Annotated in this window: 21 protein-coding genes; 13 read left to right on the top strand and 8 right to left on the bottom strand. The window is 73.1% G+C overall.

What is annotated here, in order from left to right:
- Positions 1-146: 146 nt before the first annotated feature.
- The 5 genes from HCC30_RS10390 to HCC30_RS10370 all read left to right on the top strand — a co-directional run bounded on the left by HCC30_RS10390 (position 147) and on the right by HCC30_RS10370 (position 4,578).
- Complete coding sequence (locus tag HCC30_RS10390) at positions 147-608, top strand: SRPBCC family protein (protein ID WP_169442131.1); 462 nt, start codon at positions 147-149, stop codon at positions 606-608.
- 75 nt (positions 609-683) lie between these two features.
- Positions 684-1,964: an ArsA family ATPase gene (locus HCC30_RS10385; RefSeq protein WP_169442130.1), complete on the top strand. Its 1,281-nt coding sequence runs from the start codon at positions 684-686 to the stop codon at positions 1,962-1,964.
- Between the two features lie 133 nt (positions 1,965-2,097).
- Positions 2,098-2,610, top strand: a complete 513-nt coding sequence (locus HCC30_RS10380) for a DUF5304 domain-containing protein (protein ID WP_169442129.1) — start codon at positions 2,098-2,100, stop codon at positions 2,608-2,610.
- 113 nt (positions 2,611-2,723) lie between these two features.
- Positions 2,724-3,665 carry an ROK family glucokinase gene (locus tag HCC30_RS10375; RefSeq protein ID WP_169442128.1) on the top strand — a complete coding sequence of 314 codons (942 nt, stop codon included), beginning with the start codon at positions 2,724-2,726 and terminating at the stop codon, positions 3,663-3,665.
- Positions 3,666-3,765: 100 nt separating this feature from the next.
- Positions 3,766-4,578: an endonuclease/exonuclease/phosphatase family protein gene (locus tag HCC30_RS10370; protein ID WP_169442127.1), complete on the top strand. Its 813-nt coding sequence runs from the start codon at positions 3,766-3,768 to the stop codon at positions 4,576-4,578.
- Positions 4,579-4,605: 27 nt separating this feature from the next.
- Here the strand turns inward: HCC30_RS10370 and HCC30_RS10365 are convergent, their stop codons facing one another.
- Together HCC30_RS10365 and HCC30_RS10360 are read right to left on the bottom strand one after the other, a co-directional pair.
- Positions 4,606-5,094 (bottom strand): hypothetical protein, encoded by a 489-nt coding sequence (locus HCC30_RS10365; RefSeq protein WP_169442264.1) that lies wholly within the window; start codon positions 5,092-5,094, stop codon positions 4,606-4,608.
- 178 nt (positions 5,095-5,272) lie between these two features.
- Positions 5,273-6,016: an alpha/beta fold hydrolase gene (locus HCC30_RS10360; protein WP_169442126.1), complete on the bottom strand. Its 744-nt coding sequence runs from the start codon at positions 6,014-6,016 to the stop codon at positions 5,273-5,275.
- Positions 6,017-6,282: 266 nt separating this feature from the next.
- Here HCC30_RS10360 and HCC30_RS10355 point away from each other — a divergent pair, with 266 nt between their 5' ends.
- From HCC30_RS10355 to HCC30_RS10335, 5 genes are all read left to right on the top strand, one after another.
- A complete protein-coding gene (locus HCC30_RS10355; protein WP_169442125.1) occupies positions 6,283-7,083 on the top strand; it encodes a lysophospholipid acyltransferase family protein in 801 nt (266 codons plus the stop codon).
- A gap of 66 nt (positions 7,084-7,149) precedes the next feature.
- Positions 7,150-8,385, top strand: coding sequence for a DUF5931 domain-containing protein (locus tag HCC30_RS10350; RefSeq protein ID WP_240979455.1), 1,236 nt, complete (start codon positions 7,150-7,152; stop codon positions 8,383-8,385).
- Positions 8,386-8,462: 77 nt separating this feature from the next.
- Positions 8,463-9,107 (top strand): response regulator transcription factor, encoded by a 645-nt coding sequence (locus tag HCC30_RS10345; RefSeq protein WP_240979490.1) that lies wholly within the window; start codon positions 8,463-8,465, stop codon positions 9,105-9,107.
- A gap of 208 nt (positions 9,108-9,315) precedes the next feature.
- The gene (locus HCC30_RS10340) at positions 9,316-10,344 is read left to right on the top strand and encodes a 6-phosphofructokinase (protein ID WP_169442123.1); all 1,029 of its coding nucleotides are present in this window, start codon (positions 9,316-9,318) and stop codon (positions 10,342-10,344) included.
- 82 nt (positions 10,345-10,426) lie between these two features.
- Entirely contained in the window at positions 10,427-11,455 is a 1,029-nt protein-coding gene (locus tag HCC30_RS10335) for a 2-hydroxyacid dehydrogenase (RefSeq protein ID WP_169442122.1), read from the top strand.
- Here the strand turns inward: HCC30_RS10335 and HCC30_RS10330 are convergent.
- Positions 11,421-13,439 carry an anthranilate synthase family protein gene (locus HCC30_RS10330; protein WP_169442121.1) on the bottom strand — a complete coding sequence of 673 codons (2,019 nt, stop codon included), beginning with the start codon at positions 13,437-13,439 and terminating at the stop codon, positions 11,421-11,423. The genes HCC30_RS10335 and HCC30_RS10330 overlap by 35 nt on opposite strands.
- Positions 13,440-13,726: 287 nt before the next feature.
- Here HCC30_RS10330 and HCC30_RS10320 point away from each other — a divergent pair, with 287 nt between their 5' ends.
- Positions 13,727-15,076: a 3-deoxy-7-phosphoheptulonate synthase class II gene (locus HCC30_RS10320; RefSeq protein WP_169442119.1), complete on the top strand. Its 1,350-nt coding sequence runs from the start codon at positions 13,727-13,729 to the stop codon at positions 15,074-15,076.
- Between the two features lie 173 nt (positions 15,077-15,249).
- Entirely contained in the window at positions 15,250-15,564 is a 315-nt protein-coding gene (locus HCC30_RS10315) for a (2Fe-2S)-binding protein (protein ID WP_169442262.1), read from the top strand.
- Positions 15,565-15,573: 9 nt separating this feature from the next.
- Here HCC30_RS10315 and bfr read toward each other — a convergent pair whose 3' ends face one another.
- Positions 15,574-16,050, bottom strand: coding sequence for a bacterioferritin (gene bfr, locus HCC30_RS10310; RefSeq protein ID WP_169442118.1), 477 nt, complete (start codon positions 16,048-16,050; stop codon positions 15,574-15,576).
- 234 nt (positions 16,051-16,284) lie between these two features.
- Between bfr and HCC30_RS10305 the strand changes: the two genes are divergently transcribed.
- Positions 16,285-16,908, top strand: a complete 624-nt coding sequence (locus HCC30_RS10305; protein WP_169442117.1) for a sulfite oxidase-like oxidoreductase — start codon at positions 16,285-16,287, stop codon at positions 16,906-16,908.
- A 53-nt stretch (positions 16,909-16,961) separates the two neighbouring features.
- Here HCC30_RS10305 and HCC30_RS10300 read toward each other — a convergent pair whose 3' ends face one another.
- The 4 genes from HCC30_RS10300 to HCC30_RS10285 all read right to left on the bottom strand — a co-directional run bounded on the left by HCC30_RS10300 (position 16,962) and on the right by HCC30_RS10285 (position 21,986).
- Positions 16,962-17,843 carry a deoxyribonuclease IV gene (locus tag HCC30_RS10300; protein ID WP_169442116.1) on the bottom strand — a complete coding sequence of 294 codons (882 nt, stop codon included), beginning with the start codon at positions 17,841-17,843 and terminating at the stop codon, positions 16,962-16,964.
- Between the two features lie 5 nt (positions 17,844-17,848).
- Positions 17,849-18,574, bottom strand: coding sequence for a transglycosylase SLT domain-containing protein (locus HCC30_RS10295; RefSeq protein WP_169442115.1), 726 nt, complete (start codon positions 18,572-18,574; stop codon positions 17,849-17,851).
- Positions 18,575-19,049: 475 nt separating this feature from the next.
- Positions 19,050-20,999 (bottom strand): Stk1 family PASTA domain-containing Ser/Thr kinase, encoded by a 1,950-nt coding sequence (pknB, locus tag HCC30_RS10290; protein ID WP_169442114.1) that lies wholly within the window; start codon positions 20,997-20,999, stop codon positions 19,050-19,052.
- A 144-nt stretch (positions 21,000-21,143) separates the two neighbouring features.
- Positions 21,144-21,986 carry a thiazole synthase gene (locus HCC30_RS10285; protein ID WP_169442113.1) on the bottom strand — a complete coding sequence of 281 codons (843 nt, stop codon included), beginning with the start codon at positions 21,984-21,986 and terminating at the stop codon, positions 21,144-21,146.
- Positions 21,987-21,989: the final 3 nt, after the last annotated feature.

The following is a 21,989-nucleotide window of genomic DNA, read 5'->3' as shown; positions in this document are numbered from 1 at the left end:
GCAGGTCCCCGGCAGGTGCCCGTCACCGGGCCGTAGCACCCGCGCGGTAGCCTGCCAGCGCGGACACGGAGCGCCCGCCGGTGACGGCAGTGGACGGCAGCACGTGTCCACCGGGGCAGGCGCAGCAGACGGAGGAAGACAAGCCGATGGCCGAACACACCAGCTCGAGCATCACCGTCGAGGCGGCACCCGCCGCCGTGATGGGGGTGATCTCGGACTTCGCGCGCTACCCGGAGTGGACGGGCGAGGTGAAGGAGGCCGAGGTCGTCTCGCGGGACGGCGAGGGCCGCGCCGAGCAGGTGCGGCTGCTGCTGGACGCGGGCGCCATCAAGGACGAGCACACCCTCGCCTACGAGTGGGTCGGCGCGCACGAGGTGCGCTGGTCGCTGGTGAAGTCCCAGATGCTGCGCTCGCTCGACGGCGTCTACCGCCTGGAGCCGCTCTCCGGCGACCGCACCGAGGTCACCTACCAGCTGACCGTCGACGTCAAGATCCCCATGCTCGGGATGATCAAGCGCAAGGCCGAGAAGGTCATCATCGACCGCGCCCTGGACGGCCTCAAGGCCCGCGTGGAGTCCGGCGGTTCGGCCCCGGCGGCCGAGGGCTGAAGAGCCCCGGAGCCGGCGTACCGGGCCCGGGGCGGAACCGACAGCGGAACCGGAAGCGGACGAGAGCTGCCCGACGTGAACGACCCCGCCTCCCCGCCGCGCACCCTGTTCGTCACCGGGCAGGGCGGCGCCGGACGCACCACCGTGGCCGCCGCCACGGCCCTCGCCGCCGCGCGCACCGGCCGCCGCACGCTGCTGCTGAGCACCGAACCAGGACGCGTGCTGGCGGGCGTGCTCGGCGAACCCGGCACCGCCGCCGCCCGCCTGCCGGACGCCGTCGAGGCGGCGCCGGGCCTGTGGGCCGCGCGGGCCGACCCCGCCGAGGAGTTCCGGGCCCGCGCCGTCGCGGGGCAGGAGCAGGCCCGCGCGGTGCTCGACCTGCTCGGCGCCGAGCCGCTGGACGGGGACGAGCTCACCGAGCTCCCGGGCGCCGAGGCGTTCGCCCTGCTCGACGCGGTACGCCGGGCCCACGGGCAGACCGACGGGGACGGCCCCGCCTGGGACACCGTCGTCGTCGACCTGCCGCCCACGGCGCGCGCCCTCGCCCTCCTCGCGCTGCCCGAACAGCTGCGCCGCTACCTGCGCCGGCTGCTCCCGCCCGAGCGGCAGGCCGCGCGGGCGCTGCGCCCCGTACTGGCCCAGCTCGCCGGCGTCCCCGTGCCCGCCGAGCGGCTGTACGCCACCGCGGCACGCTGGGAGCGCGAACTCGCGGACGTGCAGCGGATCGTGGACTCCCCGCTGACCTCGGTGCGCTTCGTCGCCGAGCCGGGCCAGGACGCCGACGGGGCGCTGCGCGAGGCGCGTTCCGGCCTGGCGCTGCACGGCCTGCGCCTGGACGCCGTCGTCGCCAACCGCCTCCCGCCGGCGGACTCGGCCGACCCCTGGCTCGCCGCCTTCTCCGCCGCCCGCCAGGAGACGCTCCACGCGTGGCGCGCCCGGCTGGAGCCCGCGGGCGTCCCCGTCCACGCGCTCCCGCACCTCGGCCGCGCGCCGCAAGGCCCAGCCGACCTGACCACCCTCGTCCCGGACCCGGCGGCGCACCTGCGACCGGAACCGGAACCCCCGGAACGGCCGGAACCGGAATCAGTTCCGGGCTCCGTCGAGGACGACCGGGCCGGGAGCGGACACCTGCTCTGGCGGCTGCCGCTGCCGGACGCGGACGGGGAGGAGCTCGGCCTGCTGCGGCGCGGGGACGAACTGATCGTCAGCTGCGGCCCGTTCCGCCGGGTGCTGCCGCTGCCCTCGGCGCTGCGCCGGTGCCGGGGCGCGGGCGCCGCGCTGGAGGACGGCGAGCTGACCGTACGGTTCGCGCCCGATCCGGGGCTGTGGCCGGGGGAGCGGACCGGGGGCGGCTGAGCCGGGGCCCTCAACCGCGGTGGTCCGTTCGGGTAACGTCGGAGACGGGACCACGGCCCGTCCCGCCCGTTCGATCGTCGGCCGTACCGAACGCAGAGGTCCGCGGCCGCCGTAGCCGCAGGAGGAGCCCGTCATGAGCGATGCCGCCGAGCACCCCGCACCGGAAGGCGACCGGCCGGACGCCGACGCGTGGGCCACGGCCTGCGAGGAGGACCTGGCCTCGGAGAAGGCCCGCCGCCGGGCCGAGTACGGGCACGAGCCGCTCAGCGCCGCGGAGGAACTGCGCCGCCTGGCCGACGCGGTGAGCGGCAAGATCGCCGAACTCGGCAAGCCGCTGGGCGGCTCCGCCGCGGCGGCCGCGGCGGCGGGCCTCGCGCAGCAGGCCGTCTCGCAGGCCAGGGCCGCCGTCGAGCCCGTCGTCGAGCGCAACCCGCAGGTCTTCGACCACCTCGCCACCGCCGGCGGTGAACTCCTCGCGGCCTACCGCGCCGCCGTCCAGGGCGCCGAACAGCGGTGGACGGCGGCCGACTCGGCCTCCGCCGACCGCGCGGGCGGCCCCCGCCGGGACGAGCGCATCGACCTCGACCCGAGCGACGAACGCGACGAGCCGGGCCAGGACCACGGCGGGGACGCCCCCGGCAGGTGACCGGCGCGCGTCCTCGCGGTCACGGGCGGGTGGCCAACGGGTGCGGTCCGTGAGCACACCCCCCTCCGGTACGGTGGTCCTTGGCGGGGTTCGACCGAATACCTGAGGGACACATGGGACTCACTATCGGCGTCGACATCGGCGGCACCAAGATCGCGGCCGGAGTGGTGGACGAGAAGGGCACGATCCTCGAAACGAGCACCGTGCCGACTCCGCCCACCGCCGACGACGTGATCGACGCCATCGCCGAAGCGGTGCGTCGGGCCAGCGCCGAGCACGAGGTGGACGCCGTGGGCATCGGCGCCCCCGGCTACGTCGACGACAAGCGGGCGACGGTCCTGTTCACGCCCAACCTGACCTGGCGGCACGAGCCGCTGAAGGACAAGGTGGAACAGCGCGTCGACCTCCCCGTCATCATCGAGAACGACGCGAACGCGGCCGCCTGGGGCGAGTACAAGTTCGGCGTCGGCACCGGCCACGAGGACGTCGTCTGCATCACCATCGGCACCGGCCTCGGCGGCGGCGTCATCACCGGCGGCAGGCTGCACCGCGGACGCTTCGGCGTGGCCGCGGAGTTCGGGCACATCCGGATGGTTCCGGACGGCCTGCTGTGCGGCTGCGGCAACCAGGGCTGCTGGGAGCAGTACGCCTCCGGCAGCGCCCTCGTCCGGTACGCGCGGCAGCGCGCCACCGCGACCCCGGACAGCGCCGAGGTGCTGCTCGGTCTCGGTGACGGCACCCCCGAGGGCGTCGAGGGCAAGCACATCAGCGAGGCGGCCCGGCTCGGTGACCCGGTCGCGGTCGACTCCTTCCGGGAGCTGGCCCGTTGGGCCGGCGCGGGCCTGGCCGACCTGGCCTCGCTCTTCGACCCGGGCGCGTTCATCGTCGGCGGCGGCGTCTCCGACGAGGGCGACCTCGTCCTGGACCCGATCCGCAAGTCGTACCGCCGCTGGCTGGTCGGCAGCCGCTGGCGGCCGCACGCCGAGGTCCTCGCGGCCCAGCTCGGCGGCAAGGCGGGCATGGTCGGCGTGGCCGACCTGGCACGCCAGGGCTGAACGGGCCGCGGCGGCCGGGCGGTTCGGCGCACACACCGGACGGCCCGGCCGGGCCCGTACACGGACGCGGAACACACGCAGCGCGGCGAGTGGGGGAGCGATGGGACGGACGGAGCGGACCGGAGCACAGACCCGGGCGGCAACTCCCGGGCGCACGCCCGACCTTCCCGCCTCCCGCACCGGCCCGGACGGCTCCGCCGTCGTCCGGCTGCTGAGCTACAACATCCGCTCCCTGCGCGACGACCGGGAGGCGCTCGCCCGGGTGATCCGGGCGTGCGCCCCCGACGTCGTCTGCGTCCAGGAGGCCCCGCGCTTCTTCCGCTGGCGCAAGCACGCGGCGCGGCTGGCCAGGGAGTGCGGGCTGGTCTACGTCACGGGCGGGGCGACGGCCACCGGGCCGATGATCCTCTCCACCCTGCGGGCCACCGTCGAGCACACCGAGGACGTGCTGCTGGAGCGGACGCCCGGGCTGCACCGCCGGGGCTTCGCCACCGCGGTGCTCCGCTTCGGCACGGCCGCCAGGCTCGGCGTCCTCAGCTGCCACCTGAGCCTGCAGCGGGACGAACGGTACGCGCAGAGCGGGCAGTTGCTGGAGCGGCTGGACGCGCTGGACACCCCGTACCGGGTCGCCGCCGGTGACCTCAACGAACGCCCGGGCGGCCGCTCCTTCCGCCGCCTGTCCGGCACGCTCAGGGACGGCTGGACGGTCGCGCCCTGGGGCTCGGAGTACACCTCGACGCCGGAGGAGCCGCATCAGCGCATCGACGCGGTGCTCGCCTCCGACGGGGTCGAACTCCTCGGCTGCGGCGTCCCGTCGGGCCTCGACGGCGTCACCGGCGCCGATCTGCGCGCCGCCAGCGACCACCTGCCGGTGCTGGCCGCGCTGCGGGTACCGGCGGGCCCGGCCGCCTAGGCCCGCAGTCCTTCCGCGTCCCGTCGGTCAGACGACGGCGCCGCGGCCCGGGTCGTCCCAGTCGTCGTCGTCCCGGCCGTCCCGCATGCGGGCGACGAGGGTGGCGAAGCCGCCGAGGAAGCCGCCCAGCCCGAGCGTGATGATCCACCACGTCATCTCCTGCTGGGTGAGGATGCACGCGAACAGCAGCAGCGGGCCGCCGAGCGCCGCGAGCCAGGCGAACTTCGTGGTGGTGTCGGCCTCCGGGAGCGGCGGCGGCTCGGGCGGCTCGAAGTGGCCCTCGTCCTCGTCGTCCTCGGGCTGCCAGTCGCGCGGCCCGGTACCGGCGGCGTACACCGTGAAGCTGCGCAGCGGGGTGCCCGTGTCCGCCTCGCCCGGGCCGTCGGTGCCCGTCGCGGTGGAGCCGGAGGAGGTGCCGGCGCGGCCGTCCTCCTCGGGCCCGAGGGTGGTGGCGTCCGGCTCCTCGCCGTACCCGGCGACGATCTCGGCCCAGGCGGCCTCCTCGTCCTCGGGCAGCCGCGGCTCCCGCCCCGCCTCCGGCTTCTCGGGCGCCTCGGCCGCTTCCGGCTCGGCGTCCTTCTCCGCCGCGTCCGTCGCGTCCTCCGGGGCGGCGGTGCCCTCCGCCCCGGTCCCTTCGGCGTCGGCCTCGGCGTCGCGCGGTTCGGGCTGTTCCTCGCCGCGCTCTCTGTCGGGGTTACGCTCCGTCACGTGCCGTCTTCCTCGCTGCGAGCCGGGAGATGAATCCGTACGAGTCCGCGAAGATGCGCTCCGCGTCATGATCCAGGGTGGCCACGTGGTAGCTGTTCTCCAGGACCGTCTCCGTCACGTCCTCGCTGGAGACGCGGCTCAGGACGAGCCCCGAGTCGGTGGGCGGGACGACGTGGTCGGTGCGGCTGTGCATGACCAGCAACGGCTGTGTCACCTGCGGCAGTTCACCGCGTACGACGCCGAAGAACTCACGGCAGGAGTACGCCGCGTGGGTGGGCACCCGGTCGTACCCGACCTCCGTGACGCCCTCCTTCGCGATGTCGCTGGAGATGCCCTTGGCCGAGCGGACCAGGAACCGGCCCAGCGGCAGCGCGAGGCCCTCCAGGCGCGGGAAGGTGGCCGCCGGGTTCACCACGGCGACGCCGCTGACGGCCGCGCCGTGCCGCGCGGCGAGCCGCAGCGCGAGGGCTCCGCCCATCGACAGGCCGCAGACGAAGACCTGTTCGCAGCGCTCGCTCAGCAGCCGCAGCTCGCGGTCGACCGTCGCGTACCAGTCCTGCCAGCGGGTCGCGGCGAGGTCCTCCCAGCGGGTGCCGTGGCCCGGCAGCAGGGGCAGCGAGACGGTGAGGCCCTTGGCCGCCAGGTACTCCGCCCACGGGCGCACCGACTGCGGTGATCCCGTGAAGCCGTGACAGAGCAGTACGCCCGTCTCCGAGCCCTCGTGACGCATGGCTTCGGATCCGGGAAGGCCGGCAGAGAGGGACACCGTGGGCCTCCAGGGGTGAACGCGGATGTGAACGGTCCGGAATGGGTGCTGGGGTGTTGGCCACCCTACGCGGGGCGCCGGACACCGGGTAGTTCCGCCGCCGTCCCCGATCCGGGCGCACCGGCGCCGGAGCGGCCCGCGAGCAGGGGCTGTGGCCTGGGAAGACGCTCCGGGGCGAGCGCCCGTCGCGGGCGAGATAGGCTCGTGCCGTCGCGTACAGGAGGTATCGGTTGTTCTACGGAGCGATGAAGCTGTCGGTCGGGAACGGGCTCAAGCTGGCGTTCCGGCCCTGGGTCGAGGGGCTGGAGCACATCCCCTCGGAGGGGCCGGCGATCCTTGCCAGCAATCACCTGTCCTTCTCGGACTCCTTCTTCCTGCCTGCCGTGCTCGACCGGAAGGTCACCTTCATCGCGAAGGCCGAGTACTTCACCTCCCCCGGGGTCAAGGGCAAGCTGACGGCGGCGTTCTTCAAGGGCGTCGGCCAGCTGCCCGTCGACCGCTCCGGCGGGCGCGGCGCGGGCGAGGCGGCGATCAGGAGCGGGCTCGAAGTCCTGGAGCGGGGCGAGCTGTTCGGCATCTACCCGGAGGGCACGCGCTCGCCCGACGGCCGCCTCTACCGCGGCAAGCCCGGCGGTCTCGCACGGGTCGCGCTGCTCTCCGGCGCCCCGGTGATCCCGGTCGCGATGATCGACACGGAGAAGATCCAGCCGCCCGGCAAGGTCGTGCCGAAGCTGATGCGTCCCGGCATCCGGATCGGCGCCCCGCTGGACTTCAGCCGCTACCAGGGCATGGACAACGACCGCTTCATCCAGCGTTCGGTGACCGACGAGGTCATGTACGAGATCATGCGGCTCTCCGGCCAGGAGTACGTCGACATCTACGCGACGGCCGCCAAGCGGCAGATCGCGGAGGCCGCGAAGAAGCAGGCCGAGGAGGAGAAGGCCGCCAAGTCCCGGGCCGGGGACGGCGGCCGGGACGACGGCCCGGACAGCGGGGACGGTCCGGACGAGCGGAAGAAGCGGGCGGCGTAGACCCGCCGGGGCCCCGGCACGGCGGCGGGGCGGGGCGGGCACGGAATGCGAGGGGGCGGGGCAAGCATGGCGGCGAGAATGTCCGTCGAACAACCGCTGTGGCGGGCGCTGACGGGGTACCGCGTACTGACACTGGTGTACGCGCTGTGCGTCTTCTGCTGGATGTACGACGAGTACGCGCACCCGCTCGCCGGGCTCGCGTACCTGCTGGTCCTCACGGTCTGGAACGGCGCCACGCTGCGCAACGTCTCCTCCGCCCGGCGCTGCACCAAGCGCTTCCTGGCGGCGGACGTGCTGCTCGCCCTCGTCGGCATCCTGCTGTCGCTCTACGTCGACGCGCTGGACGCGGTCGGGCCGACGCTGCCGTCGATATGGGTGGCGGGCCCGGTGCTGGCCTTCGCCATCAAGGGCGGCTGGCGCTGGGGCGCGATCGGCTCGGTGCTGGTCGGCGTCGCGAACGTCGTGGAGAGCGGTACGCTCACCCGCTCCACGCTGCACAACGTGCTGCTGGTCTGCGTGGCCAGCATCGGCATCGGCTACGTCGTCGAGGTCGCCCGGGCCAGTGAGCGGACCCTCGCCCGCGCGCTCCAGATAGAGGCGGCGACGCGGGAGCGGGAGCGGCTCGCCCGCGACATCCACGACAGCGTGCTCCAGGTGCTCGCCATGGTGCAGCGCCGCGGCACCGCGATCGGCGGCGAGGCGGCCGAACTCGGGCGCATGGCGGGCGAGCAGGAGGCCGCGCTGCGCGCCCTGGTCTCCAGCGGCGTCGTGCCCGCGCAGCGGGACGGGACGGAGGCGGAGGTGCCCGCCGCCGTGCGGACGGGCGCCGACGGCCTTGCGGAGCCGGCGAGCCGGGACGCGTCCGCCCCGGCGCACCCGGAGGGCACGCCCCCCGCGGACGACGGGCACTGCGACGTACGGGCCCTGCTCGCGCCGCACTCGGGCTCCCGCGTCTCGTACGCCGAGCCGGGGACGCCCGTCGTGCTGCCGGTGGAGGCCGCGCGGGAGCTGGCGGCGGCCGTCGGCGCGGCGCTGGACAACGTGCGCCGGCACGCCGGGGGCCCCGGCGGCGAGGAGGCGCAGGCGTGGATCCTGCTGGAGGACGAGCCCGACGCGGTGCTCGTGACGGTCCGGGACGACGGTCCCGGCATCCCGGCGGGACGGCTGGCGGACGCCGAGGCCGAGGGCCGGATGGGCGTCGCGCTCTCGATCCGGGGACGGCTGCGGGACCTGGGCGGCAGCGCGGAGCTGACCTCGGTCCCGGGGCAGGGGACAGAAGTCGAGTTGAAGGTGCCGAAATGACGCGTGAGACGACGGACGCCGGACTGCCGGGGCAGGAGCAGGGGGCGGCCGGGCAGGCCGGCCCGCCGGTGAGGGTGATGGTCGTCGACGACCATCCGATGTGGCGCGACGCGGTCGCCCGCGACCTGGCGGAGGCGGGCTTCGACGTCGTCGCCACCGCGGGGGACGGGCAGCAGGCCGTGCGGCGGGCCCGCGCGACGGCCCCCGACGTCCTCGTCCTCGACCTCAACCTGCCGGGGCTGCCGGGCGTCGAGGTCTGCCGTGAACTCGTCGGCGCCGACCTGTCGTTGCGGGTCCTGGTGCTCTCCGCCAGCGGTGAGCACGCGGACGTGCTGGAGGCCGTGAAGTCCGGCGCGACGGGCTATCTGGTGAAGTCGGCCAGCACCCAGGAGCTCCAGGACGCGGTGCTGCGCACCTCGCTGGGCGACCCGGTCTTCACGCCGGGGCTGGCGGGTCTGGTGCTCGGCGAGTACCGGCGGCTGGCGGCCGAGCCCGTGCAGACCAAGCCCGACGAGCCCGCGGCGCCGCAGCTGACGGAGCGGGAGACGGAGGTGCTGCGGCTGGTCGCGAAGGGGCTGAGCTACAAGCAGATCGCGGAACGGCTCGTCATCTCGCACCGCACCGTGCAGAACCACGTCCAGAACACCCTGGGCAAGCTCCAGTTGCACAACCGGGTGGAGCTCGTCCGGTACGCGATCGAACGGGGGCTCGACAGCGAGTAGGCCGGGGCCCGTTCCCCGGAATCCCTCTTTCCGCGCCGCCCGTTCCGTCCTTCGTTCGGGTGGTGCCTCGTCGTGCCCTCGTCCCCGTGTTCCCGTGATTCCGGGGAGAGTTGGGGCAATTCCGGCCCTCCGCACCCATCCCGTGTGACCTGGATCACCGCTACGGTGACCGCCGTTGTGTCCGGCGTCCACGGAGAAGGGAGACCTCATGCGGGTCGGAGTGCTGACCGGTGGCGGCGACTGCCCCGGGCTGAACGCGGTGATGCGTGCCGTCGTCCGCAAGGGAGTCCAGCGGTACGGCTGCGAGTTCGTCGGCTTCCGCGACGGCTGGCACGGGCTGCTGGAGGGGGACACGGTGCGCCTCGACATCCCGGCCGTACGCGGCACGCTGCCGCGCGGCGGGACGATCCTCGGCTCCTCGCGCACCAATCCGTTCAAGGAGGCGGACGGCGTCCGCCGCATCAACGCCACCCTGGCCAAGGAGGAGGTCGACGCGCTGATCGCGATCGGCGGCGAGGACACCCTCGGCGTCGCCGCCCGCCTCGTCCAGGAGCACGGCGTGCACTGCGTCGGCGTCCCCAAGACCATCGACAACGACCTCTCCGCGACCGACTACACCTTCGGCTTCGACACCGCCGTCGGCGTCGCCACCGAGGCCATCGACCGGCTGCACACCACGGCGGAGTCGCACATGCGGGTGCTCGTCGTCGAGGTGATGGGCCGGCACGCGGGCTGGATCGCGCTGCACTCCGGCCTCGCCGGCGGCGCGAACTGCGTCCTGATCCCCGAGCAGCCCTTCGACGTGGACGAGGTCTGCGGCTGGGTCACCTCCCGCTTCCGGGCGAGCTACGCGCCGATCGTCGTGGTCGCCGAGGGCGCCGTGCCCAAGGGCGGCGGGATGGTGCTCAAGGACGGCTCGCAGGACTCGTTCGGGCACGTACGGCTCTCCGGCGTCGGCGAGTGGCTCGCGAAGCAGATCGAGTCGCGCACCGGAAAGGAGGCGCGGACGACGGTGCTGGGGCACATCCAGCGCGGCGGCACCCCGAGCGCCTTCGACCGCTGGCTCGCCACCCGCTTCGGACTGCACGCCATCGACGCCGTGCACGAGCAGGACTGGGGCACCATGGTCGCCCTCCGCGGCACGGACATCGTGCGGGTCCCGCTCTCCGAGGCCACGGCCCGGCTCAAGACCGTCGACCCGGCGCTGTACGAGGAGGCCGGCGTCTTCTTCGGCTGACGCCCGAACACCCGCCCCGTACCGCCCAGTCGACCACCCGGCGGCCCGCCCCGCGCCAGGGGCGGGCCGAGGAGGAGAAGCCGTGGAGATCCTCGCGTTCGGCGTCCAGGCCGACGAGAAGCCGTTGCTGGAGAAGGCGTGCGCCGACCGCGAGCACCGGGTCCGCTGCCTCGACGTGTTCCTCAACCGCGACACCGCGCCGCTCGCCGCGGGCCACGAGGTCGTCAGCGTCAGCGTCAACGCGCGGCTGGACTCCGGCGTGCTGGGCGTCCTCGCGGCCAACGGCACGCGGATGATCGCCCAGCGCGCCACCGGCTTCAACAACATCGCCCTCGACGTCGCCGAGGAGCTCGGCCTCACCGTGGCCCGGGTCGCGTACTACTCGCCGTACTCCGTCGCCGAGTTCGCCTGGGCGCTGGCCACCGCGGCGGGACGGCGCGTCCCCCGCGCCGTGCGCCGCACCCGCGAGTTCGACTTCCGGCTGGACGGGCTGATGGGCCGGGACATGCACGGCCGCACCGCCGGGATCGTCGGCACGGGCCGGATCGGCGAGGCGTTCGCGCGCATCGCGCACGGCTTCGGGATGCGGCTGCTCGGCTGGGACGCGCGGGAGAACCCGGCCTGCGCCGCGCTCGGCATGGAGTACGCCGAACTGCCCACGCTGCTGGCCGAGTCCGACCTCGTCAGCCTGCACGTGCCGCTGATGCCCGAGACCCACCACCTGCTCGACGCCGACGCGCTGCGGCTGATGAAGGAGGACGCGCTGCTGGTCAACACCAGCCGCGGCGGCCTCGTCGACACCGAAGCGCTGGTCGGCCAGCTCCGCAGGGGCCGCTTCACCGGCGTCGGGCTCGACGTGTACGAGGCGGAGGCCGGGCTGTTCTTCCTCGACCGCTCCCTCGACGTCGTCACCGACGAGACCCTCGCCCGGCTGATGACCTTCCCCAACGTCCTGGTCACCTCGCACCAGGCGTACTACACCAAGGAAGCGGTCGGCCAGATCGTCGGCACGACGGTGAACAACATCGAGGACTACCTGGCCGGACGCGACAGCGAGAACGTCCTCGTCGGCCCCGTCACACGAGAACGGCCTCCAGCAGCCGGGCGGTGATCCCCACCCCGTCCAGCGTCAGCACCGACTCGGGGTGGAACTGCACGCCCGCGAAGCCGGGCCCGCGCAGCGCGTGCACCTCGCCGGTCTCCTCGTCGCGGCTCAACTCGACGTGGTGCAGCGCCAGTTCCGCCGCCGCCTCGTCGTCGCAGCGGGCGCTGTAGGAGTTGTAGAAGCCGACGGTCTCCCGCTGCCCGAACAGGTCGATCCGCTCCTGAGCGCCCTGGAACGGACGCTCCTTCCGGACGATCTCCAGTCCCAGCTCCGCAGCGAGCAACTCGTGCCCCAGGCAGACGCCCAGCAGCGAGGGACGGCCGGACGCGCCCCGGTGGGCCCGCACCAGATCGGCGGCCAGGCCGCGCAGGAACCGCATCTTCGGGTCCCGCTCGTCCCCCGGGTCGCCCGGCCCCGGCCCGAGCACCACAGGCCCCGCGAAGGACAGCGCGGCCTCCCGCAGCCCCGGCTCGTCGTAGCGCAGCACCGTCACCTCGTAGCCGGTGGAGCGCAGCAGGTGCCGGAGCATCGAGGTGAAGGTGTCCTCCCCGTCGACGACGAGGACCCGCCCGCGCGGTTCCGGAAGGGCCTCCGCCGTCCGCATCCGCAGCCAGAACGGCGCCAGGTCCGCGCGCCGCGCCTCCAGCGCGGCCAGCACCCGCGGGTCCTCCGCCAGCCGAGCCCCCTCCCGCGGCGCCCGCCGGGCCCCCTCGCGCACCCCGAGCGCGGTCAGCACCCCGGCGGCCTTCGCGTACGTCTCGGCCACCTCGCTCGCCGGGTCGGACGCCCGGACGAGGGTGGCGCCGACGGACAGCCGCAGGGCGCCGGTGGCGGCGTCGATGTCGGCGGTGCGGATCAGGATGGGGGAGTCGAGCGAGCGCCCGGCCGCCTCGCCGGTCTCCGGGCCGATCAGCGCGAGCGCGCCCGCGTAGTACCCGCGCCCGGCCGTCCCCGAGGGCCCGGCCGGTTCGTGGCGCTCGATGACGCGGCAGGCGTTCTCCACGGGCGATCCGGTGACCGTCGCCGCGAACATCGTCTCGCGCAGCACGTCCCGCACGTCCCAGGTGCTGCGGCCGCGCAGCTCGTACTCGGTGTGCGCGAGGTGCGCCATCTCCTTCAGCCGCGGTCCGACGACGACGCCGCCGCGGTCGCCCACCGCGCACATCATCTTCAGCTCCTCGTCGACCACCATGGACAGCTCCTCGCTCTCCTTGCGGTCGGCCAGGAACTCCAGCAGCTCCTCCGGGCTCGGCCCCTCCGGCGGATACCGGTAGGTGCCGCTGATGGGATTCATCACGACGGTGTCGCCGCTCATCCGCACGTGCACCTCCGGACTCGCGCCCACCAGCGCCCTCCCCCACCCTCGAACTCCGCTTCGCTCTGCTCGGGCGGGAGGTGCCCCCTTCCCGGTGTGCACCACGAACGTCCAGTACGCGCCCTGCTCCCCGCGCAGCAGCCGCCCGAACAGGGCGAGCGCGTCGGCCCGCGAGAAGCCGGGGATCCCGGCGCGGTACGAGCGCTGGACGACGAAGTTCGCGCCCTCGCCCGCGCCGATCTCGTCCTCCACGACCCGGCGCACGATCTCCTCGTACTCCGCGTCCCCGACGTCGAAGGCCCCGCCCTCGACCCGCACCCGGTGCCCGGGCAGCGCCTCCAGCACGCTCTCCAGGGGCAGTTCACGGATCCGCTCGGGGACGAGCACGGACAGCGGGGTGCCGTCGTCCCGTACGTCGAAGCCGCGCTCGCGGATCTGCCGGAAGGGGACGAGCGCGAGCGCGCCCAGCGGCCCGGAGGGGATCGCGGCCAGCTCCTCGACCTCGGTGACGGGGCCGGTGAGCACCTCGACGGTGTCCGCGTCCCGGCCCGGGGTGCGCCGGCGCAGCAGCGCGAAGGGCGGCGCGTCGTCCCGGAGCAGCGCGGCGATCAGCCCGGCGGCGGCGTCGGCGGAGAGCCGCTCCGGGGAGACTTCGGGGGAGCTGGGGTGCGGCATCGGGGTTCCTTCCGGTCAGGGGTGCTGTCGGGAGAGGAACGGCCGCGGAAACACCGAAGGCCGCCCCTCGGGCGGCCTTCGCGTCGTTCGTGGAGTCGCGCGCAGATCAGGTGGCCGCCGGATGAGCGGTCCACCACCAGTTGCTGATGCGGGTCTGCGCGAACATGAGCGGCACCCTAACACGCGGTAGCGGACCCGGTACGACGGATCGGCGGCGGATGTGGACAGGCCGTCTCAGTGGGCGGGCGGCCCGCTGACCGCACCGGCGGAACACGTACTGTTGACCCGTGACTGTGAACGCCAATCCCGACGCCGGTGCGAACACCTGGCAACACCTTCCCGCGGCGCAGCAGCCTGAGTGGCCGGACCGTGAGGCTCTGCGCTCTGCCGTGGCCGAGCTCGAGTCCTATCCGCCTCTCGTCTTCGCGGGCGAGTGCGACCAGCTGCGCGCCCGCCTGGGTGCCGTGGCGCGCGGTGAGGCGTTCCTGCTCCAGGGCGGCGACTGCGCGGAGGCGTTCGACCAGGTCAGCGCCGAGCACATCCGGAACAAGCTGAAGACGCTCCTGCAGATGGGCGCCGTGCTCACCTACGCCGGCTCGGTGCCGGTGGTCAAGGTCGGCCGGATCGCCGGCCAGTACAGCAAGCCCCGCTCCAAGCCCACCGAGACCCGGGACGGCGTGACGCTGCCGACCTACCGCGGCGACTCGGTCAACGGCTTCGAGTTCACCGAGGAGGCCCGCCGCCCCGACCCGGAGCGGCTGAAGCGGATGTACCACGCGTCCGCCTCCACGCTGAACCTCGTACGCGCCTTCACCACGGGCGGCTACGCGGACCTGCGCCAGGTGCACGCCTGGAACCAGGACTTCGTCAAGTCCTCGCCGTCCGGGCAGCGTTACGAGGCGCTGGCCCGCGAGATCGACCAGGCCCTGAAGTTCATGCACGCCTGCGGGACGGACCCGGAGGAGCTGAAGACGGTCGAGTTCTTCAGCTCGCACGAGGCGCTGCTGCTGGACTACGAGTCGGCCCTGACGCGCACGGACTCGCGCAGCGGCGAGCTGTACGACGTCTCCGGGCACATGATCTGGATCGGCGAGCGGACCCGGCAGCTGGACGGCGCGCACATCGAGTTCGCCTCGAAGGTGCGCAACCCCGTCGGCGTGAAGCTGGGCCCGACGACGACGCCGGAAGAGGCGCTCACGCTGATCGACAAGATCGACCCGGACCGTGAGCCCGGCCGTCTGACCTTCATCACGCGCATGGGAGCGGACAAGATCCGCGACCGGCTGCCCACCCTGGTGGAGAAGGTCGCCGCCTCCGGCGCCCAGGTGGCCTGGGTCTGCGACCCGATGCACGGCAACACCTTCGAGGCGGCCAGCGGCCACAAGACCCGGCGCTTCGACGACGTGCTGGACGAGGTCAAGGGCTTCTTCGAGGTCCACAAGGGCCTCGGCACCCACCCCGGCGGCATCCACATGGAGCTGACGGGCGACGACGTCACGGAGTGCGTGGGCGGCGGCGACGAGATCTTCGTCGACGACCTGCACCAGCGCTACGAGACGGCCTGCGACCCGCGGCTCAACCGCAGTCAGTCGCTGGACCTCGCGTTCCTCGTCGCGGAGATGTACCGCGACCAGTGAGCCGGCCGTGCGCACCCCGGTGCGCACGCGCCCCCGGCGGTGAGACGAGTGGGGCCCGCGTCACAGAGACGTGGGCCCCCTCGCTGTTTTGTGGACACCGCCGGAAGGGTAAGGTTAGGTTGGCCTTACTGAGTGGGGCCGAGACGGAACAGCAGTGCTGGGAGGTGATCCGCGTGTACGTGTGCTCCTGCTTCGGGGTCACCGAGCAGCAGGTCCGCGAGCATGCGGAATCCGGCGCCTGCACCCCCCGGCAGATAGCTTCCGCCAGCAAGGCGGGCACCGACTGCGGTTCGTGCGTGCGCCGGATCCAGGGAATTCTCGGCCGGGGCAGCTGCCCCCGCCGTGAGGCGCTGGAGCGCGGGGAGGCCCCGCTGGCTCCCGCCGCGACCGCCGCCTCCACCGCGGCCACGACGGAACGCGCCGAGACCGCGCCGCCCGTCGCCCCCGTTCCCACGCCTCTTCCGGCGGTCGCCGCCGAGGCGGCCTAGCGGCCCGTTCTACTCGGGCTGTTCCACGAGCTGCGCGATGTAGAGGGCCTCACCGAGCTTCTCGACCAGTTCCAGCTGGGTGTCGAGGTAGTCGATGTGGTGCTCCTCGTCCTCCAGGATGTCCTCGAAGAGGTTCGCCGAGGTGATGTCGCCCTTGTTGCGCATCACCTCGATCCCGCGCTTCAGCCGGTCGATCGCCTCGACCTCGATCTGGCGGTCCGCCTGGAACATCTCGGTGACGGTCTGCCCGATGCGTACGTGGAAGAGCCGCTGGTAGTTCGGCAGTCCGTCGAGGAAGAGGATGCGGTCGGTGAGCTTCTCCGCGTGCTTCATCTCGTCGAACGACTCGGACCGGGTGTATTTCGCCAGCTTCGGCCAGCCGTTGTTCTCCTGCATCTTGGCGTGCAGGAAGTACTGGTTGATCGCCGTCAGCTCGGCGGTCAGCTGCTCGTTCAGGAACTCGATGACCTCGGGGTCGCCCTGCATGGCAAAGGGCTCCTTCCAGGGGCGAATGTGACGTGGGTTACGCGCGCATCGCGCATCCTTGCACTGCCCCGGTGACACAGTCCAGTAAGTACAGGCTTACCGAAATTGCCCGAATTCCCGCGCTGAGTACGGCGGGAGAGTGCGCGGCGGGTCCGCGTCCGCCGGGGCGTACCGGCCCGGCCTCACCGGCGGGGTGCGGTCACCGGCCGCGGTGGGGTCTGTCACCATGGAGCCATGGGTCAGCCGCGAAGTCTTGAAGGGGAGCAGTCGGAGCTTCCGCCGGGACAGCGGCTCCAGCGCGGATGGCCGGTCACCCACTACGGCCCGGTCCCGAAGTTCAAGCCGGAGCGCTGGGAGTTCCGGGTCTTCGGTGCCACCGCGGACGGCGAGAAGCACTGCTGGAACCACGAGGAGTTCACGGCCCTGCCGTACGACACCGTGGTCGCCGATCTGCACTGCGTGACCAAGTTCAGCATGCTCGGCGCCGAGTGGGGCGGCGTCCGTGCCCGTACGGTCATGGAGCTCGCGCCGCCCGCCGAGGACGTCACGCACGTCATGGTCTGGGCCGAGTACGGGTTCAGCTCGAACCTGCGGCTGGCGGACTTCACCGCCGAGCACACCCTCTTCGCCACGCACCGCGCCGGCGAACTCCTCACCGCCGAGCACGGGTTCCCCGTCCGCCTGGTCGTGCCGCACCTCTACGCCTGGAAGGGCCCCAAGTGGGTGCGCGGCATCGAGTACATGACGGCGGACCGGCGCGGCTTCTGGGAGGAGCGGGGGTACCACAACATCGGTGACCCCTGGCAGGAGCAGCGCTACTCGTACCAGGAGGGGCCGGAGGACGGGCCGCAGTTGTAGCCCGCCCAACGGCGTTGGCGTCTCTTCGGTTCTTGAAGCGGGCGCGGTGCGCCTCAGGCGGGGCGGCAGTGGTCGCGGAGCTCCTTGAGGCGGGCGATGTCCGCCGCGTGCCCCTCCTTGCCGCCCGGCGTCTCGATCACCAGCGGTACGCCGTCCGTCACGGGGTGTGCCAGGAGTTCGCCGAAGGGTTCGGCGCCGATGTCGCCCGCGCCGATGTTCGCGTGCCGGTCCTTGTGCGCGCCGGCGACGTCCTTCGAGTCGTTGGCGTGGATCAGCTTCAGCCGGCCGGGGCCGGTCACCGACTCCAGCTCGTCGAGGGCCTGCTTCATCCCGCCCGGAGCCGAGAGGTCGTGGCCCGCGGCGTGCGCGTGGCAGGTGTCGAGGCACACCCCGAGCCGGGGGTGCCGCTCCAGGACCTCGAAGTACGGGCCGAGATCCCGGACTTGGGAGCAGAGCGAGGCGCCCTGGCCCGCGGTCGGCTCCAGCAGCAGCCACGGGTCGTCGTCGTGGGTGAGCTCGTCCAGCAGCGGCAGCATCAGTTCGCGGGCCTGCGCGAGCGCGGTCTCGCGGGGGCGGCCGCCGGTCGCGGAGCCGGTGTGGACGACGACGCCGAGGGCGCCGATGTCGCGGCCGCGGCGCAGTGAATGGCGCATCGAATCAACGGACTTGGCGGCCGTGGCCTCGGTGTGCGAACCGAAATTGATCAGATAGGGCGCGTGCACATAGGCGGGAAGATCACGTTCCGCGCAGGCCGCGCGGAATTCCTCGTCCTGCTGCGGAGAACCCGGAGGGGTCGCCCAGCCGCGCGGATTGGCGACGAAGACCTGAACGGTCTCCGCCGAGATTTCTCGGGCATAGGAAAGGCCATTGGCGGCCAGGCCCCCGGCTACGGGGACATGGCCGCCAATGGGATTGCGCTCTCGGTTCGTCGTCACACGACTCAGTATGCCGAGTTCACGTTGTCCATCGAACCGTACCGGTCGGCCGCGTAGTTGCAGGCCGCGACGATGTTCGCCACCGGGTCGGTCAGGTCCTTCGGGGTGCCCTTGACGTGGTAGGCGTCGAAGGTGGGCTGGATCACCTGGAGCAGGCCCTTGGAGGGGACGCCGTTGATCGCGTTGATGTCCCAGTCGTTCACGGCGTTCGGGTCGCCGCCGGACTCGCGGATGATGTTCCGCTTGATGCCCTCGTAGGAGCCGGGGATGTCGTGCTTCTTCATGATCGAACGGGCCTCGCGGATCCAGCCGTCGAGGTTGTTCGGGTAGTTCTTCACGGCCGGGCGGTCGGCGGAGCGGCTGGCCTTCTTCCGGTCGGCGATGCGCTCCTTGCGGGCGTCGATCCGGGCCTTGCGCTCCTCGTGGGCCTGCTTGCGTGCCTCGTGGGCGCGCTTCGCGGCCTTGCGCTCGGCCTGCTCCTTCGACCGCTCCTGGGCGCTGGAGACCTGGGTGTCCAGGTGCTTGCTCTGGGACGGCACCGTGGCGGAGGTGTTGCTGTAGGCCACCGGCTCGGCGGCGACCTTGCCGCCGGACGCCTGCGAGGCGTCACCCGCGTCGGCCGACCCGGGGACGACCGTCAGGGCGATGGCGGCCGCGCCAACCGCCGAGACGCCGGCGGCGGAAAGCTTCTGGACCTTGGTCATACGGCCGTAGGCGGGAATGCTGCGCATTACGAGCGAACCTTTCGTTGCTTACGTCGCAGAGGCCGGTCGGCGTAGCACGCCGAGTTTCCGGTCCCGGCGCCGTGCGACGGGAGCAATTGTTAAAGGCTCGAAAAACGCAAATCAAAAGTGTGACGTACTATCCGGATTCGTGACCCGTACCCGAAGAAACCGGGCATCGAGGGCTCCCCGGGGCCCGGTTGTTCACCTGTGAACCGGGGTTGCTTCCACTAGGCGATTTCGTAAGTGACGTGCGTCCTATGGGTGGCGTCACAGAATGCCGGGGGTTTCGACACGCTCGGTTGATCCGTGTGCACGAGAAGTCGAGGACATTTCGGGCGAACCGAGAGGACGGCGTCACGGCCCTTCCCGCACGGGCCCGCGGCCCCGCCGTACCGGCACGACGAGGCCCCCGCCGGCGCAATGCCGACGGGGGCCTCGTACGGGGTGCGGACGCCTCAGCGGGCGCGGGCGACGGGCGGCGTCACCGCAGCCAGAGGGTGACGCCGGAGCCGCGCGGGGCCTTGCCGCCGCTGCCCGGGGTCTGCTTGAAGACCGTGTCGCCGATGAAGATGCGGTGCGTGGTGACCTTGAACCCGGCGCGCCTGAGCTGCTTGACCGCCGCGTCCCGGTCCTTCCCCTCCACGTCGGGCACCGGCACCATGTCCCGGCCCTTGGACAGGGTGAGCGTGACCGTGTCGTTCTTCGCCGCGGCGCTGCCCTCGCCGGGCGACTGCCGGGCCACCGCGCCCTTCGCCTCGCCGGAGAACACCCGCTCCTTCGCGAACCGCACCGTGAACCCGGCGTCGCTCAGCTTCTCCTTCGCCTTGGCGGCCGGGCTGCCGACCACGTCGGGCACGGACAGCTCGGCGCCCTTGGAGACCGACAGCGCGACGGCCGTGCCCGGGCGGCGTTTGGTGCCCGCGCCCGGCTCGGTGGCGATGACCGAGCCCTGCGCGGTCTCGGCGTCGAACCTGCGGCTGACGACGCCCGGTTCGAGGCCCGCCTCCTTGAGCTTGCGCTCGGCGTCCTTGAGCGGGGTGCCGGACAGGTCCGGGATCTTCACCTCGTTCGGGCCGCGCGAAACCGTCAGCTTCACCGTCCCGGTGTTGCGGATGCGCTCGCCCGGCGCCGGGTCGGTGCCGATCACGTGGCCCTTCTCGGTGCGCACGCTGAACTCGCGGGTGACGGAGACGTCCAGCCCCGCGTCCCGGAGTGCCTCCGTCGCCTTCTCCTGGGTCTGGTCCAGCACCGCCGGGGTCCGGGTGAACTGGCCCGCGTTGACGTACCAGAAGCCGGTGCCCACCAGCGCCAGCAGCACGGCGGCGAGCACGGCGAGGACGGACCTGCGCGGGCCCCGGCGTCCGCCCGCGCGGCCCCGGCCCGCGGGGGAGTCCGGGAGGCTGAAGCGGCTGGTGCGGTCGAGCGGGCCGGCGTCCCCGTCCGCCGCGTCCGGCAGCGGGGTCTGCCGCGTCATCGAGACGGGGGTGACGGCCGCGCGGGCGATCACGCTCGTCCGCGCCTCGGTGCCGGCGGCGTCCCCCGGCTCCTGCCTGGCCTGCGGCGGGACGGCGTCCAGCTCCGCCTCGGTGAGGGTGGCGCGGGCGGCGCGCACCTCCGACAGCAGCGCGACCGCGTCCTGCGGGCGCGCCTCGGGGGCGCGCGCGGCGGCGCGGGCGACCAGGCCGTCGAGCGCGGCGGCGAGGCCGGGGACGGACCGCGACGGCGCGGCCACGTCCTCGTGCAGGTGCTGGTAGAGCACCTGGGCCGGGGTGCCGCCCGCGTGCGGCTTGGCGCCGGTGAGCATCTCGTGCAGCATCACGCCGCAGGCGTACAGGTCGGTGCGGGTGTCCGCGGTGCCGTGCTCGATCTGCTCGGGCGCGAGGTAGGAGACGGTGCCCAGGACTGACTCGGTGCTGGTGGAGGTCTGGCTGTCCACCGCCCTCACCAGGCCGAAGTCGGCGACCTTGACCCGGCCGTCGTCCCCGATCAGCACGTTCTCCGGCTTCATGTCGCGGTGCACGAGCCCCGCGCGGTGCGCGGCGCCGAGCGCGGCGAGCACCGGCTCCAGGATGTCGAGCGCCGCGCGCGGCTGGAGCGCCCCGCGGTCCCGCAGGACGTCGCGGAGCGTGCAGCCGGAGACGTACTCCATGGCCAGGTAGACGTAGTCGCCGTCGGTGCCCTGGTCGAAGACGCCCACGACATTGGGGTGGGCGAGCAGCGCGGCCGACTTGGCCTCGCGGATGAACCGCTCGACGAAGGCTCCGTCGGCGGCGAGCGAGGGGTGCATCACTTTCAGGGCGAGCACGCGGTCGAGGCGGGTGTCCACCGCGCGATAGACGGTGGCCATGCCGCCGACGGCGATCCGCCCGTCGATGCGGTACCGGCCGTCGAGAACCTGTCCGAACAGCCCGTCCTGAAGGGTCGTATCCATCGCGTCGAGTCTACGAGCCGCCGCCGGCGCCCCCGCGCGTGGAGGCCCGGGGGCCGGGCGAATGAAGCCGAACGGTGACACGGCCCCCGCCCGGCTTGTCCGTTGGGCGCCGTACGTCCGCCGATGCCGGATGTACGGCCGGTGTCAGGAGAAGGCCGGACGTTCCGGATCGAGCGCCGCCACGCCCTCCGACGGGGACGAGGCCGCCGCGAAGTGGCGGCGCGGAATCCGGCCCGCGCGCTGCGCCAGCCGCCCGGACTCCACGGCCAGCCGCATCGCCTCGGCCATCAGCACCGGCTCCTGCGCCCTGGTCACGGCGGAGGCCAGCATCACCGCGTCGCAGCCCAGCTCCATCGCCAGCGCCACGTCCGAGGCCGTGCCCGCGCCCGCGTCGAGGACGACGGGGACCCGGGCGCGCTCGGTGATCAGCTGGAAGTTGTGCGGGTTCCGGATGCCGAGCCCGGAGCCGATGGGGGAGCCGAGCGGCATCACGGCGGCGCAGCCCACGTCCTCCAGCTTCCGCGCGAGCACCGGATCGTCGTTGGTGTAGGGGAGGACGGTGAAGCCGTCGTCGACGAGGGTCTCGGCCGCGTCCAGCAGTTCGACCGGGTCGGGCAGCAGGGTGTCCTCGTCGGCGATGACCTCCAGCTTCACCCAGTCCGTGCCCAGCGCCTCGCGCGCCAGCCGCGCGGTCAGCACCGCCTCGCCCGCGGTGTAGCAGCCCGCGGTGTTCGGCAGGACGCGGATGCCGTGCCGTTCCAGCACGGAGAGCACGGAGCCCTGCACCGTCGGGTCCAGGCGCCGCATCGCGACGGTGGTCAGCTCGGTGCCCGAGGCCAGCAGCGAGCGCTCCAGCACGTCCAGGCTGGGCGCCCCGCCGGTGCCCATGATCAGACGGGAGGCGAAGGAGGTGCCGCCGATGGTCAGCGGATCGGCGGCCGCGGACGGTGAGGGCGCGGCGTGCGGCAGCACGGTGGTGTCGGTCATGCC

The sequence above is a fragment of the Streptomyces sp. HNM0574 genome (assembly GCF_012726235.1).
In the GTDB taxonomy this organism is placed as follows: Bacteria; Actinomycetota; Actinomycetes; order Streptomycetales; family Streptomycetaceae; genus Streptomyces.
Note: the sequence above shows the minus strand (reverse complement) of the source record. Positions and strands in the feature narration are given on the sequence as shown.

Coding starts and splice junctions, on each gene's coding strand:
- HCC30_RS10330 (WP_169442121.1), bottom strand. CDS start 13,439: ATGCCGCACCCCAGCTCCCCCGAAGTCTCCCCGGAGCGGCTCTCCGCC.
- HCC30_RS10380 (WP_169442129.1), top strand. CDS start 2,098: ATGAGCGATGCCGCCGAGCACCCCGCACCGGAAGGCGACCGGCCGGAC.
- bfr (WP_169442118.1), bottom strand. CDS start 16,050: ATGCAGGGCGACCCCGAGGTCATCGAGTTCCTGAACGAGCAGCTGACC.
- HCC30_RS10350 (WP_240979455.1), top strand. CDS start 7,150: ATGGCGGCGAGAATGTCCGTCGAACAACCGCTGTGGCGGGCGCTGACG.
- HCC30_RS10340 (WP_169442123.1), top strand. CDS start 9,316: ATGCGGGTCGGAGTGCTGACCGGTGGCGGCGACTGCCCCGGGCTGAAC.
- HCC30_RS10370 (WP_169442127.1), top strand. CDS start 3,766: ATGGGACGGACGGAGCGGACCGGAGCACAGACCCGGGCGGCAACTCCC.
- HCC30_RS10345 (WP_240979490.1), top strand. CDS start 8,463: ATGGTCGTCGACGACCATCCGATGTGGCGCGACGCGGTCGCCCGCGAC.
- HCC30_RS10360 (WP_169442126.1), bottom strand. CDS start 6,016: ATGCGTCACGAGGGCTCGGAGACGGGCGTACTGCTCTGTCACGGCTTC.
- HCC30_RS10390 (WP_169442131.1), top strand. CDS start 147: ATGGCCGAACACACCAGCTCGAGCATCACCGTCGAGGCGGCACCCGCC.
- pknB (WP_169442114.1), bottom strand. CDS start 20,999: ATGGATACGACCCTTCAGGACGGGCTGTTCGGACAGGTTCTCGACGGC.
- HCC30_RS10295 (WP_169442115.1), bottom strand. CDS start 18,574: ATGCGCAGCATTCCCGCCTACGGCCGTATGACCAAGGTCCAGAAGCTT.
- HCC30_RS10285 (WP_169442113.1), bottom strand. CDS start 21,986: ATGACCGACACCACCGTGCTGCCGCACGCCGCGCCCTCACCGTCCGCG.
- HCC30_RS10375 (WP_169442128.1), top strand. CDS start 2,724: ATGGGACTCACTATCGGCGTCGACATCGGCGGCACCAAGATCGCGGCC.
- HCC30_RS10305 (WP_169442117.1), top strand. CDS start 16,285: ATGGGTCAGCCGCGAAGTCTTGAAGGGGAGCAGTCGGAGCTTCCGCCG.